The organism is Oceanisphaera submarina (assembly GCF_046521305.1).
GTDB lineage: Bacteria > Pseudomonadota > Gammaproteobacteria > Enterobacterales > Aeromonadaceae > Oceanimonas > Oceanimonas submarina.
In genome coordinates this window covers 187,334-202,267 of sequence record NZ_JBKGFN010000006.1, presented here as the reverse complement: position 1 = coordinate 202,267, position 14,934 = coordinate 187,334, and the positions used below count along the sequence as shown (strand labels likewise).

Here is a 14,934-nt window from a genome sequence, read left to right as displayed (position 1 = left end):
CTACACGGTCACCAGCGGCGGCGTCACCGAAACCGCCACCGTCACGGTGACGGTGAGTGCGGTGAATAACGCGCCCACAGCGGCGGGTGGTACCGTTGAAGTGAAAGAGATAACCGACGGTACCGTTGATGCTGATAATACGCATGTATTCACGGTGTCTGATTTTGGTTTCAACGACATTGATGGCGATACGCTGACAGAAGTGAAAATTATCAGTCTGCCGAATGATGGTTTGCTTGAATGGTTTGATGGGGCGGACTGGCAAAGCGTGACTGCGGGGCAAACCGTTGAGCTGGCGGATATTAACGCCGGCTACCTGCGCATGACTGCAGGAGAAGCGGGGCCGGCCAATAACGAATCGGGCAACGGCCTGGGTAACTTCAGCTTTACAGTGAGCGATGGTGAACTGAGTAGTACCGTGAGCGAAATGGTTGTGAACGTGATGGCTCGCGCAGACAAGCCGAGTTTGTCATTGTCCGGCACAGTCGAAGAAAGTGCACCGAAATATATGCCGCCAGCAGCAACCGGCCTCAAGCTGGATACGTTTACCCGCACCGATGCATTGAATACCAGCAATGCGAAGAATGCCGATTATCTTGAAGCGGCATTAAGTGGCAAGTCTCCTTCCGCATCCCGCGTGGCACTTGAGTTGCAGAATGGCTCGAGCCCAATTGGTTTACCAGAGGATACGGCTGTACGCGCAACCGGTCTGCTGTATCTGGAAGCAGGTAAAACTTACCAATTCAGTGGTTATCGTGATGATACCTTCCATCTGGAAGTGGGCGGCAAAACGGTATTTAGCAGTGGTTACGATACCTGGGGTAGTTACAACCAAACATATACACCCGGTGTATCGGGGTATTACGATTTTGAAGTGTACGCTTATAATGGCTCAGGTATCGGTAGCTTTAGCGTGTTGGTGTCGGTTGATGGTGGAGATGTGCAGTCTTTATCAAGCTTGCCGACATACCAGAATATTGCCGATTTGGATGCAAATCTTCATGATGACTATGTTGGTGGTAACGATGGTGGATACTATCCGGCCGTCATAGGCGGTTATCAAATTGCGTTACCGGAAGTCGATGTAGCCTTGAATGATGTTGATGGCTCGGAAGCACTGACGGTGTTGCTCCATGGTCTGCCAGAAGGAGCCACTTTGTCGGATGGTGCCCACAGTGTTACCGTGGATGCGGATGAGCAGCCTGTCGATATTACCGGCTGGAATTTAGCTCAGCTTAGTGTGATACCGGGCGACTATAGCGGAGCTAATTTGTCTCTGAGTGTTGAGGCTATCTCAACCGAGGCCTCAAATGGCGATACGACCAGTCAGTCTTTGGCACTGAGTGTGCCGGTACGTACTATTACGGTCGGAGATGTGGAGGTATCAGAGCCCTCTAATGGCCCTGTGGTGGTCAGCGGTGCCATCAAAGAATCAGATGGTGATACGTCGGTTGATCAATGGGTATTCGAGCATCGGGGGGGGCCGCTGCATCTGTCTCTTGATGCGACGGACATGGATGGCGATCTTCGACTCTACCGTGTGGAAGCCGACGGAAGTCTGACTGCTGTCAATCAAGATACTGGCAGCAATGATGATGCTGTTATCACCGATACCAACCTGGTTGCCGGTACCTATATGGTGGCGATTGGTAGTCATACCCTGAGCGAGCGCGAAGGCCGTAGTAGCAGTGATTATCCTAACGGTTCCAACGATCAGGGCTCTTACGTGTTGACCCTGGAAGGTAACCTCAGTCTGCCGCCGATAGATCAGCAAAGCTATCTGAATGACAAGAGTGGCCAGGCACACGTTGACTCTAACGATAACAGCGCTTTTCTTACCTTTGAAGTGACCCTGGATCAGGCGCCGACGGCGGCCTCGGGCCCGGTGACCGTGGATTATGCGACTGCTAATGGCTCTGCCACTGCTGGTCCTGTAGGAAGTGGAGACTATACAGGTGTCAGCGGTACCCTGGTGTTTGCCGAAGGGGAAACCAGCAAGACGGTAACGGTGACGGTTCATCCCGATGCGATACCCGAAGGGAATGAGCAACTGACGTTGAATCTGACTAATCTGTCCGGCTCTGCATCCTATTCTAACGCCAGTCACGAAACCGCGACGGGTATTCAGGCTATCGGTACCATTTATGAAACCGGAGCCTTGATGCTGGGAGGAGAGAGTCTCACCGGCGGTGCCGGACGCGACGTACTGTTGGGCGATGTTGGTGGCTCACTGGTGAATGGTACCGCCGGTGCTCAGGTGGTATATGTCATCGACACCTCGGGCAGCATGGCCTGGGATGCCGAGACCGGAAGTAGGAGTATTACCACCAAGTCGCGCATCGAAGTAGTAAAAGAGTCGTTGGTGAAATTGACTGACGCCTATCATCAGGCGGCAGAAAGCAGTATTCCGGTCACCCTGACAATAATTACCTATGCAGGAAGTAATGCCAGCACCACCACTACCTGGACCCTGTCGTCTGAGGGTGATTACGTGGCGGCGCTGTCTTATCTCAACGGCCTGGAAGCGAGCGGAGGTACTCCTCAGCATAAGGCGGTAGCGTCTTTACAGGATTACCTGGAGTCGCTGGGCAGCGAGGTTGCCAACGGTAAGGTCTACTTCGTTACTGATGGCGAACCTTCCGATAGGGACAAAGCGAATACCGCAAATATCGAGTTGAGTGATTATATTGGCGAGCTAGGCACCGCGCCGGAAATACACGCCATTGCGATAGGTAATGGGGTTAATCAAAACAGTGTCGATACCTATCTATCACCCATCGATAATACAGTGAATAGCGATGGCACTATGGGCGCTTCGTTGGTTGCCAATGCTAATGAACTGCCCGAGGTGATCGTGGGTTTGGCACCCAGCCAGTCCAATACCATCGATGCCGGTGCCGGCGATGACATCATCTTTGGTGATGTGATCAATACCGATGATCTGTCGGGTATCGAAGGCAAGGGGTATCAGGGGCTGATTGATCATCTGGAAGGTACCGGGCTGCTTCCCACCGAAGGGGAGATTTCGGCATATATTTCAGAACATCATGCGGATCTGCATGTAGAAACCGATACTCGAGGCGAGGGTGATACGATTTATGCCGGAGACGGTAATGATGTGGTCTATGGCCAGGGTGGCGATGACACCATTGACGGCGGTGAAGGCAACGACATCCTTTATGGTGGTACCGGCAATGACAACATTCGTGCAGGAGCCGGCGCCGACAAGGTGAGTGGCGGCCTGGGCGATGACATTATCGATTTGGGTATCAGTGATTTGAGCGGGGGTATTATCGATTTGAATACCGGTGATCTGACCGGCGATACTCTCTATTGGAGTGCAGCAGAAGCTCGGTCCGGACAAACTCAGAATGATGTCGTAAAGTCATTTGAACTGGGTATAGACAAGCTGGATCTGACCGATTTCCTGACCGACGATGAACAGAATAATCTTGGCGATCACCTGACGGCAGAAGTGCAGGATGGTGACACCGTTATTAAAGTCAGCAGCGGTTCGGGGGCTGAATTGAATATTACCCTGGACGGAGTGGGTTATGAGCAGGATATTCTGAACCAGATACTGGTGGACGAATTGGTGAGTAAGCTGCCAGACAATGGTTAAAAATGGCCTCCGATAAGCAACGCCCTTGATGTTAAAGGGCGTTGCTTATCTTTTTTCTGACACTTAGAGCCATAACTTCACTAGAATAAGTCTCAGACGTGACCGAAGAGAGCAGTAGTATTCATGCAGGACTCACAAACGGTTCAGGATCCCTTGCTGCAAAGTCTGGTGTTTCTGACCAAGGTGTACGGCCACCCTTATCAGGGAGAGGCGTTGATCAATGGCTTGCCGCTGGCGGATGGCAAATTGACCCCTTTGCTTTTTTCCCGTGCGGCCGAACGGGCCGAGTTATCGGCCCACCATGCGGCCTATTCGCTCGACGATATTTCGGACTTGCTGCTGCCCTGTATTTTGTTGTTTGAAGAGGGCGGTGCCGGTGTGCTGCTGGGGGTGGATACCGAGCAGGCCCGTTGCCGGGTCATGCTGCCGGGCTCGGGAGAAGGTGAACAATGGCTGTCGCTTGAAAAGCTGTCCGCCAGTTACAGCGGTCACGTTATTTTTACCAAGCCCAGATTTCGTTTTGATGCGCGTTCACCCAAGGTACTGGATACCCAGGATGGACACTGGTTCTGGGGTACCTTGCGTCGTTCTTTTTCCATTTACCGGGATGTATTGATCGGCTCCTTGCTGATCAACATTTTTGCTCTGGTCACGCCCCTGTTCACCATGAATGTGTACGACAAGATAGTACCCAATTTGTCTTTCGACTCCTTATGGGTATTGGCTATCGGTGCCGGTATCGTGTTTTTATTCGATTTTCTGTTGCGGATGTTGCGCAGCCATTTTATCGATGTGGCCGGTAAAAAGTCGGACGTGCTGCTGTCGGCACAGATTTTCTCCAAGGTGATGGGCATGCGCATGGAAGCCCGGCCTCCGTCTACCGGCGCCTTTGCCAAGCATCTGCAGGAATTTGAATCGGTGCGGGATTTTCTGACGTCGGCTACGGTGGCGGCGCTGGTTGATATTCCGTTTTCTTTCCTGTTTTTGCTGATCATCTGGATTTTTGCCGGCTCTATGGTGTGGGTGCCGGTTATCGCGATTTTGTTGTTGCTTGGTTTCAGTGTGCTGATCCAGCGACCCTTGAAGCGCAGTATCGAAGAAGGCTCTCGGTTGGCGTCTCAGAAAAATGCCAACCTGGTTGAAGGTATAGCGGGCCTGGAAACCATCAAGCTGTTTGGTGCTCAGGGCACCTTTCAGCACCGTTGGGAGCAGGCGGTCAGCCATATTGCCAACTGGGGCATGAAAACTCGTCGTCTGACCAACTCGGTGTCGACACTGGCCAATGTGACCCAGCAGTTCACCACCATCAGTCTTATCGTGCTGGGAGTGTATCTGATTGCTGCCGGTGACTTGTCGATGGGTGGATTGATAGCGGCGGTGATGCTGAGCGGCCGAGCCATAGCCCCCATGGTACAAATGTCGGTGTTGTCTACCCGTTATAACCAGGCCCGATCCGCCATGGGTATTCTGGAACAGATAATGGCGGCACCCGATGAGCAGGAAGCCGGACGGCGCTTTATCCATCATCCGGTATTCAGCGGCGAAATTCTGTTTGATCAGGTCAGCTTCCGTTATCCGGGCTCCGAGCACGATGTGTTGAGTAACCTGAATCTGCATATCAAGGCCGGTGAAAAGGTGGCCATTATCGGCCGTATTGGTTCGGGAAAAACGACCCTGGAGCGGTTGGTGGTCGGCCTTTACAAGCCGACCGGTGGGGCACTTCGTATCGATGGTATCGATATTGGTCAGCTGCAGCCGGCGGTGCTCAGGCGCAATATCGGCTGTGTGCCACAGGATGTAAACCTGTTCTTCGGTACCATTCGCGACAACATAGTGATTGCCAATCCACTGGCGGACGAAAGTCAGGTGCTGGCGGCGGCGCAGCGGGCGGGAGTGACCCTGTTTACCAATCAGGATCCCGACGGTCTGGATAAACAGGTTGGTGAAGGCGGGCGCCAGTTGTCCGGTGGTCAACGCCAGGCGGTGGCTATCGCCCGGGCGATGCTCAACGATCCCGTTATGCTGATGATGGATGAGCCTACTTCCAACATGGATAACCGTTCCGAGCTGTATATCCGTCAGGAGCTGCTCAAGCTCCGGGCCGAACAGACGCTGCTGCTGGTGACCCATCGTACCTCTATGCTGGAGGTGGTTGATCGAGTCATAGTGCTGGAGCTGGGGCGGATAGTGGCGGATGGACCCAAAACACAGGTATTGCAGCAGTTGAAGTCTGGCAAGGTACGTAGCAAGGAGGCCGGTCATGGCTAAAAAAACATTGCCACCGGAGCTGCTTGATTATACCAATGACACCGCCGCCGCCGTGTTGCTGAATACCCCCAGGGCGGGCAAGGCCCTGTTGTGGAGCATGCTGCTGTTTGTGATGGTCGCCATAATATGGGCGTACTTTGCCGAGCTGGAAGAGGTAACCTCGGGCATGGGCAAGGTGATCCCTTCCAGCCAGATCCAGGTGGTGTCCAACCTGGAGGGCGGCATAGTCCGGGAGCTGTATATCCGAGAAGGGCAGCAGGTTGAAAAGGGACAGGCGTTGCTGCTTATCGATGACACCCGTTTCCTGTCGGATCTGCGGGAGAGGGAGCAGGAAATCGCGGCATTACAGGGTGATGTACGGCGGTTAAAAGCAGAGGTTAACTCGATTCATATTCAGGAAGACTCTGGCCTGGCCTGGCGTGAACAGGTGAAGGTTGAAAGGGTTGGTCTGGAGTTTCCCGACGAATTTAGCGAGCAGTATCCGGGACAGCCCGAGTTCCAGCGCTCTTTGTTTAACGAGCGACTGGGATTTGTCAAAAACCAGTTGTCCATTTTCGGTAATCAGATAGAGCAACGCGAGCAGGAAGTCATAGAGACCAATTCCAAGGTGCGTACGCTGAAACGCGGCGTTTCGCTGGCCGCGCGTGAAGTGAACATGAGCCGCCCGCTGGCCCGGGAAGGCATAGTTCCTCAGGTAGAAATTCTGCGCCTCGAACGACAGCTGAACGAAATGCAGGGCGAGCTGGAATCGACCCGCCTGCTGTTGCCTAAACTCGATGCATCCCTGCGGGAAAACATCTTCAAGCGCAAGGAGGTGGCGTTGACCTTCCGCTCCGAGGCTCAGAAAGAGCTGAACGAGCGGCGCAACCGGCTGGTTCAGTTACAGCAGGGAGAAGTTGGCCTGCAGGACAGGGTACGGCGAACCTCGGTAACCTCACCGGTCAAAGGCACCATCAAAACGCTTAATGTGAATACCGTGGGCGGCATAGTGCAGCCGGGGGTAGACCTGGTCGAAATAGTGCCGCTGGAAGATACCTTGCTGGTAGAAGCCCGTATCGAGCCGAAAGATATCGGTTTTTTACGCCCGGGACTGGAGGCGATGGTCAAGTTTACCGCCTATGATTTCACTATCTATGGTGGTTTGGTCGGTGAAGTGGAGAAAATCAGTGCCGACTCCATCCAAGATGAGGAAGGAAATACCTTTTTTCTGGCGACCATTCGTACCCGGGAAAGCTTTCTGGGACAGGAAACGGCACCGCTCAGGATCATTCCAGGCATGCAAGCCGGAGTCGATATTATAACGGGTAAAAAAACGGTACTGGACTACCTGCTCAAACCCATATTAAGAGCAAGGCAGGGCGCTTTGCGTGAGCGTTAAATCCGAGAAGGGAGAAATAAAAATGAAAAAAACGACGATTGCAGTGTTGGTCGGTGCCGCCCTGGTATTGCCGGTACAAGCCCAGACTCTGGAAGAAGCGGTGACCCAGACTCTGATAATCCACCCGAAGGTGAAGGAAGCGTTTCATCTCTATCAGTCCCGGCAATACGAGCAGGATGAAGCATTTGCCGGCTATTTGCCGACCCTCGATGCCAGTGCCGGTATTGGTTATGAATATACCGACAGCCCGGGTACTCGTGACGGAGACGATCGAGCCGACAAGACCCTGACGCGAAAAGAAGCTGGCCTTTCATTGCGCCAGTTGCTGTTTGATGGTTTCAAGACCTCCAGCAATGTTCACCGAACCCAGGCCGAAGCGGATGCTCAGCGCTATACCCTGCTCTCCGATGCGGAAAATATTGCCCTGCGAGTGGCCGAGGTCTACCTGGACGTACTACGCCAGGATGAAATTGTCGAACTGTCGCGCCGTAATCTGGAAACGCACGAACAGATATTATCCGATATCCAGCGCCGTACCGACTCCGGGGTTGGATCTACCGCCGATTTGACCCAGATTCAGGGACGGGTGGCGCGAGCCTATTCCAATATGGCGGCCGCCGAAAACAATTTGCGGGACGCAGAGAGCCAGTTTGTCTCGCTGGTACATGTCATGCCCGGTGATTTGCGCCAACCCAAGGCGGACGCCAATTATATTCCGCCCACACTGGATGAAGCGCTGGTGATTGCCCAGGAGAAGCATCCGACCCTGGCATCCGCCGCCTTCGATGTGGAAGCGGCTCGTTATCAACATGAAGATGCCAAATCCGGTTTTTATCCCAAGGTGAATCTGGAGCTGGACAGTGGCTGGAATGATGATATCGATGGTGTTCGTGGTCACAACAACGACTTCACCGCCATGGTACGCATGCGGTATAACCTGTTTAACGGCGGCGCCGACGTGGCACGTAGCCGCTCGACCTCGGCATTGGAGATGCAAGCCAAGGATATTCACATGAACGCACACCGTCAGGTAGAAGAAGGTATGCGCTTGTCTTGGGCTGCGTATGAATCACTCGGGCGGCAAAAAAACTTTCTGCGCAAACATGTGGAAGCCAGTTCCGATACCGTCGATGCCTATAAAAAGCAATTTTCACTGGGTAGCCGGACCTTGCTGGACGTGTTGAACACCGAAAACGAGTTGTTCGAGACTCGACGCTCCTACATCAATACCGAGTACGATCAGCTGCTGGCGGTGTATCGCATCATGAATGCGTCCGGGCAGTTGCTTGATGCGCTGCGTTTCACCCAGCCGGAACAGTGGCAGGCTAAAAAATAAAAAGGAGAGAGATGATGAAAACATGGACTGTATTGGCTCTTATACTCCCATTAGCCGCCTGTACCAGCTTGACGACCGAGCCGGAGAGGGAAACAGTGGCGGTTTTTGATCAAACCGATCTCGATCGGGATGGTGTTATTGCCGCCCGGGACAACTGTCTGGATTCGGTTGCGAATTCGGAGGTGGATAACGGCGGTTGTGGCGGTAGTGCCTATAAAGCATTGCAGCAGGATATTATTATCCTGTTTGCTCACGATCGTTCGGAGATCACGCCCAAATACCGGGATGAAATCAACCAGATGGCGAACTTCATGAAGCAAAACCCCGACCTTAAGCTGTTGCTGGAAGGGCATGCAAGCCAGGTGGGCAGCGACGAGTATAACCAGGCCTTGTCCAAGCGCCGGGCAGAAGCGGCGCGACGTGCCCTGATGAAAGCCGGGATTGAGGGGAATCGCCTGGAGATCATCGGTTATGGTGAGAGCAAGCCCTTGCTGATGGGCGAAGATGAGCAAGCTGCCGCCGCCAATCGGCGAGTGGTGGGTGCGCTGACCAGCATGAAAGAAGGAGCCAGAATGCGCTGGAACGTCTATAGCGTTGAAAACTCCGACAAATAATGGGGCGATTTCTTCATCGGCTCTGTGGGCTGGCGATACTGGGCTTGGTGCTTGGTGCGCCAGCCCAGTCGTTACTGGATGAAGATGAAAATATGGCCGAGGCGGTACACCGGTTTTATGGTGACAAGGCCGCTAACCGTCTTCGTGGCTGGCGACAACTGGTACGTGACGGGCAGGCTAAAGACTGGAGCGACAGAGAAAGCCTGTCGCGGGTAAATATATTTTTTAATCGCCTGCGTTTTATCGACGATGTCAAATTATGGGGCAAGAATGACTACTGGGCGACGCCGCTGGAATTTTTAGGCGCAGGTGGCGGAGATTGTGAAGACTTCAGTGTGGCCAAATATTTCTCGTTGCGGGAATTAGGCATTGACGATAGCAAGCTGAGGCTGGTGTATGTCAAGGCACTGGAACTGGATCAGTTTCATATGGTGGTTGCCTATTACCCGACGGCGTCGGCGGTACCTTTGATTCTGGATAATCTCGACGGTACCATTCGGCCAGCAACGGAGCGTGGCGATCTTGCGCCTATTTACAGTTTTAACGGTCAACATCTATGGCTGATGCGGGAACGAGGTCAGGGCGAATTGGCCGGCCGGGCATCACGTCTGTCTCTTTGGAATGATTTACGTGGCCGGGTCGATGTCAAACGACTACAGCGACCCCGCATGAATTTGGATGGCTAACTATGACTCTATACCGGCAACTTCTGGTGACCATGCTGCTGCTCTTTGCCATGCTGTTTATTACGGCGTACTCGGTACAGTTCAGTTCAACCAGAAGCTACCTGGCACAACAACAGCAAACCACGGTGATCAATACCGTGACTTCGTTGGGATTGGCGCTAACCCCTTATCTGGAAACCAGCGATACCCTGGGTGCAGAGTCGGTGATCAATGCGGTATTCGATGGTGGCTTTTATCGCAAGGTACAACTCGACTTACTGGCGGCCGGTCAGAACATTACCCGAGAACATCAGGCTCAACCCCGTGGGGTGCCTGACTGGTTTATTAACCTCGGACTCTTTGACGGTGAGAAGCATGAAGCTGTGCTCACTTCCGGCTGGTTACAGCTGGGGAAGTTGTATGTTGAAGGGCATCCCGGACAGGCTTATTACCAACTTTGGCAGGGAATGAGCCAATTGGCGACCTGGTTTGTGGTCTGTTTTTTGCTGGTATGGGGTCTGCTGATACTGGCGTTGCGTTATTTGCTCAAGCCCTTGCACGATATTGAAATCCAGGCGCGGGAAATTGAGCTGCACCATTTTGGCAAGGCGATTCCGCTGCCGAATACTCGCGAACTCAGGGCCCTTGTCTCTGCTATCAATGATATGGCCGGAAAGCTTGAAGTCCAGTTCAGGGAGCAGGCCGATGAAGCGGAGCGACTGCGCAATAAAGCCTTTCTGGATGAAACCTCGGGGCTGGGAAACCGGGCTTATTTTGTGTCCCAGAGTCAGTCCTGGATCGGCGATGGCACCGGCGGTGCCGCCATACTTATTTCGGTCGATATGCTGGAGCGGCTTTATCAGGATGAAGGCTTTTCCGCCCGGGAGCAGATGATTAAGGCCATTGCCGGCAATTTGCGACAACTTTGCCGCCGCTTCGATGAATATGCGCTGGCTCGCATTTCCGCTTATGAATACGCCATGCTGGTGCCGGAGTCTGATGCCAAACGGTTATCTCTGCTGGGGGATGAAATCAACCGTCTGGTTGCCGATTTGGTGGTCGATCCGGTGAATGGCCGGGATATATCGGTGGTGGGTATCGTGGTAGTGCAGCCCGGCGACGATACCAGCCAGCTGCTGACCCGCGCCGACAACGCGCTGAACAAGGCCCGCATGAACGCCGCCGGTGCCGTGGTAATAGAATATCACCAGGAAGAGCACAACATGGGCCGGCAGGCCTGGAAACAGCTGGTAGAAGAAGCGCTGGCGGAAGACAACTTTGTACTAAGCAGTCAGGCGGTGCTCGACTTCGATGGTCAGCTGCAGCATGAAGAGTTGTATATTGCCATCCGCAAGGACGATGTGCTCTACGGTGCCGGTAATTTCTTGCCGGCGGTGGATCAGTTCAAGCTAGGCGAGCGCCTGGATCTGCATATAGTGGGTCGTGCATTAAGATTGCTGAAACAGAGGCCCGAGCTGCGACTGGCCGTTAACCTGACGCAGCACAGTTGTCGTCAGGTGGAGTTCTGGCATGAACTCAAGCAGCTACTCGACCGGCATACTGGTGTGTATTCCCGACTGTTTCTGGAGTTGCCGGAAAGTGCGTTCGTTTCGAGCAAGAGCGCATTGATGGCACCGTTGTCTTCATTGAAGGTGGCATGGGGCATCGATCATTTCGGGCGACATTTCGATTTATTGACACACCTCGGTGATCTGAGGCCCCATTACGTCAAGCTGGACTACGGCTATAGCAGCCAGGTAGCACAACCGGACTATGACGATGCCTTTCTGGCGGCGGTATGCCGGGCGGCGCATAACATGGGGGCGCAGACCATTGCCACGCGCGTGGAGACCGGCAAACAGGTCGATGTGCTTAAAACATTGTATGTCGATGCCTATCAGGGCTTTGTCAGTCCGCCCAGGCGACTCGATTAACCATTCTATTTTTTCGATGTGAAAGGCGGCTAGTCTTCGGCTAGCTGCCTATATATTGAGCATGATCTAAGTGGTTTTCGGCCCTAGCCTTAAAGTATTACAAGGTGAACAGGGATCAAAGACCATGGAAACCACTCGAATCGACAGTGCTGTTAAAGTCGTCAGCCTGCAAGGTAAAGCCTTCATTATCGGTCAGGATGGCACCGTAGAGCCCGTTGGTGCGGGCCAGGTGTTGTTGCCCGGCACCCTGCTGTTGACCGATAGCAACTCCCGAATTGTCCACGCCGATGCCCCGCTGGCAGATACGACCCCAATCCCTCCGGTTAATGACGTTGCCATGGCGGATGCCGACGCCATTCAGGCGGCCATTTTGGCCGGCCTGGATCCGACCAAACTCTTTGGCGCCCCCGCCGCCGGTAACGAGGCACCGGTAGCCGGCTTTGACGGCAGTAGTGGTAACCACGGCTTCGTGGTGGTGGACCGGGTGGGGCATTCCGTTATCTCCCAGGCGGGATTTGACACGCGTTTTGCTACCGAGGCGTTTGCATCACAGTTACGGGTGCTGCCCGAGCGTGATATGGCCGCTGATGACAACTCCATACCCATGATTACCGTGGTGATCGATCCTCCTCCCACCCCGCCGGATGATGGAGGGAATGGTGGTGATGGCGGTGGCTCGGGTGGCGGCGCTACAGTCGCTTATGTTGAAGAAAGCGCCTTGCCCGATGGCTCCAATCCGGGCAGCGACAACGAATGTGCCTCCGGCCGTTTCGATATCGATACCGGTGGTGACGCCCTGGCCAAACTCGAGGTCAGGCTGGCCAACGGCGACTGGGTCGATGTGACCGGGGGCGGGCAGATTGAAGGCCAGTACGGTACCCTGGAAATTACCCTGGTCGATGGCGTCTATCAGTGGACCTACAAGCTGGACGGGGCGGCGGATCATCCCGATGACATGAATACCGGCGCCGAGGATGTTCTCAAGGAAAACTTCGAGGTACGGGCCACCGACGATGACGGCGATCAGGCCAGCGCCGGCCTGACCATAGACGTACACGATGATGGTCCCATCGCCGAAAACGACGACTTCAGCGTTCCCGAGAGCGGGCTGCCCTGTTACAACCTGATGCTGGTCATCGATACCTCGGGCAGCATGCAGGGTGACAAGCTCTGTCTTGCCAAGGCGGCGCTGATTAACCTGATCAACAGCTACGAGGGCATTGCGGCCGAGCTGAGGATCAGCGTCATTGATTTTGGCGACGGTGTTAAAGGCTTCGAAACCGATATGACGGTCGAACAGGCGCTTGCCCATATCGAAGCCCTGACGGCGGGCGGCTTTACCAACTATGCGGCGCCCTTGAATGCAGCTCAGGATATCCTGACCGAGCAGCTCGATGACAAGCCGGGTGAGATACACAAGGTATATTTCATTTCCGATGGCGAGCCCAACAGGGGAGATGCTCCCGATGGCTGGCAGGGCTTTGTCGATGGTAATGGCAATTACATCGATGTGGTTGCCGTGGGGGTCGGTATCGAAGGGGCGAATGCGGTGGCCGAGTTGGATAAAGTCGGCAACAGCGGTGATGAAACCCTGATAATCGCTGACGCCACCGAGCTGGATGCGGCCTTGCAGGGAACTGTGCCGACACCGACGCAACTGTCCGATAATGTGTTTGAAAATGATGTGGGAGGAACCGATGCATTCGGCGCCGATGGTCTCGGCCGGGTGGTGTCCGTGACCTACGGCGAAAGAACCTATGAGGTACCGGAGAATGGCTCGGTGGACATTCCCACCGATAACGACGGCATTCTCACCATGCACTCCAACGGTGACTTTACCTACCGCGGTCCGGCAGATGTGGATGAGGATGGTCTCACCGAATCCTTTACCTACACCATGACAGACGGTGACGGAGATACCAGCAGTGCCACGTTGAACATCACCGTCAACGATAACGGCCAGACACCGCCTCCTGACGGTCAGCCGGATGACGATTGCGAGCACCATCATGACCATGATCACGGCAACCACGGCAACCACGGCAACCACGGTAATCACGGCAACCATGGCAACCACGGTAACCATGGCAACCATGGCAACCATGGCAACCACGGTAACCATGGCAACCACGGTAACCATGGCAACCACAGCCACGATAGCCATGCTCCTGTTACCTTTTATATTACCCATCTGAGCCTGCCTCATATCGCCGCTTCCTTTGCGGGGCTCTGGGGCCATGCCCTTGCAGCGGCCGGCTTGCTGATCGATATGGGCGATACAGAGTCCGGCATTAATGTACTGCTGCAGAATTGTCCGGATGGAGTCGTGCTGACAAGAGAAGATAGATTTGATGGCGAACACTATCTGGGTGAGCGGCTGACAGCTTTTATCGGAGACGAGCCGGGACACGTCGATAATTCGCAGTTTTTCACTCTGGATATGAATATCGACGGCAGTTACGAGTTCGATTTGCACAACTTAGACTCGGTGCAGCCCGGTGCTTTCCTGGCAGGTCAGACGCTGGAGTTTGAGTTTACCGCCAAGGATGGTAACGGGGAGGTCGTTACCCACCCGTTCAGCATCGACATCGATAGTACAACCCCGAAATTGTTTGGTTCGGTGCAGGCTGATTTTCTTGAAGGAGAAATGGACAACAAGAACCATATTCTGGAGCTTGAGGGAGACGACAAGCTGATAGGGGGCGCCGATATCGATGTGCTGGTAGGCGATAATGGTCATGACGGGTTGAATGGTCTGCTGGGCAACAACATTATGACCGGCGGTGGTGGAATCGATACCTTCATATTTACCGAAGCTGAATCCCATTCGGTCAATGTCATCACCGACTTTACCCTGGAGGACAAGCTGGATTTGAGCGCCTTGCTGACGGATATCGAGGTCGCCGATTTATCTGATTGCCTGAGTTTCAATACGGACAATGGCGATACCCTGCTGCAGGTGTTACCCGAAGCGGGTAACGAATGGCAGCAAATCCGTTTCGAAGGCGTCGATCTGCTGGAGCTTTACGGGGCGGCCAGCAGTGCGGATCTCATCAATGCCATGCTGGTCGATCAGACACTGGTGATAGACAGCTGAAACAGGGCGTGATGACTGCC

The 14,934-nt window shown here is 54.1% G+C and carries 8 protein-coding genes; all 8 read left to right on the top strand.

The window, feature by feature from the left end; all coding sequences use genetic code 11:
- Positions 1-154 precede the first annotated feature (154 nt).
- The 8 genes from ACLEIV_RS08390 to ACLEIV_RS08355 all read left to right on the top strand — a co-directional run bounded on the left by ACLEIV_RS08390 (position 155) and on the right by ACLEIV_RS08355 (position 14,914).
- The gene (locus tag ACLEIV_RS08390; protein WP_410456197.1) at positions 155-3,622 is read left to right on the top strand and encodes a Calx-beta domain-containing protein; all 3,468 of its coding nucleotides are present in this window, start codon (positions 155-157) and stop codon (positions 3,620-3,622) included.
- A gap of 123 nt (positions 3,623-3,745) precedes the next feature.
- Positions 3,746-5,890: a type I secretion system permease/ATPase gene (locus ACLEIV_RS08385; RefSeq protein WP_410456196.1), complete on the top strand. Its 2,145-nt coding sequence runs from the start codon at positions 3,746-3,748 to the stop codon at positions 5,888-5,890.
- Entirely contained in the window at positions 5,883-7,268 is a 1,386-nt protein-coding gene (locus ACLEIV_RS08380; protein WP_410456195.1) for an HlyD family type I secretion periplasmic adaptor subunit, read from the top strand. The genes ACLEIV_RS08385 and ACLEIV_RS08380 overlap by 8 nt, the downstream gene beginning before the upstream one ends.
- A gap of 22 nt (positions 7,269-7,290) precedes the next feature.
- Positions 7,291-8,604, top strand: coding sequence for a TolC family outer membrane protein (locus tag ACLEIV_RS08375; protein WP_410456194.1), 1,314 nt, complete (start codon positions 7,291-7,293; stop codon positions 8,602-8,604).
- An 11-nt stretch (positions 8,605-8,615) separates the two neighbouring features.
- Positions 8,616-9,218 (top strand): OmpA family protein, encoded by a 603-nt coding sequence (locus ACLEIV_RS08370; RefSeq protein ID WP_410456193.1) that lies wholly within the window; start codon positions 8,616-8,618, stop codon positions 9,216-9,218.
- Entirely contained in the window at positions 9,218-9,904 is a 687-nt protein-coding gene (locus ACLEIV_RS08365) for a transglutaminase-like cysteine peptidase (RefSeq protein WP_410456192.1), read from the top strand. Before ACLEIV_RS08370 ends, ACLEIV_RS08365 begins: the two co-directional genes overlap by 1 nt.
- A 2-nt stretch (positions 9,905-9,906) precedes the next feature.
- A complete protein-coding gene (locus tag ACLEIV_RS08360; protein ID WP_410456191.1) occupies positions 9,907-11,817 on the top strand; it encodes an EAL domain-containing protein in 1,911 nt (636 codons plus the stop codon).
- Between the two features lie 124 nt (positions 11,818-11,941).
- Positions 11,942-14,914: a retention module-containing protein gene (locus ACLEIV_RS08355; RefSeq protein ID WP_410456190.1), complete on the top strand. Its 2,973-nt coding sequence runs from the start codon at positions 11,942-11,944 to the stop codon at positions 14,912-14,914.
- The last annotated feature ends 20 nt before the right edge of the window (positions 14,915-14,934 follow it).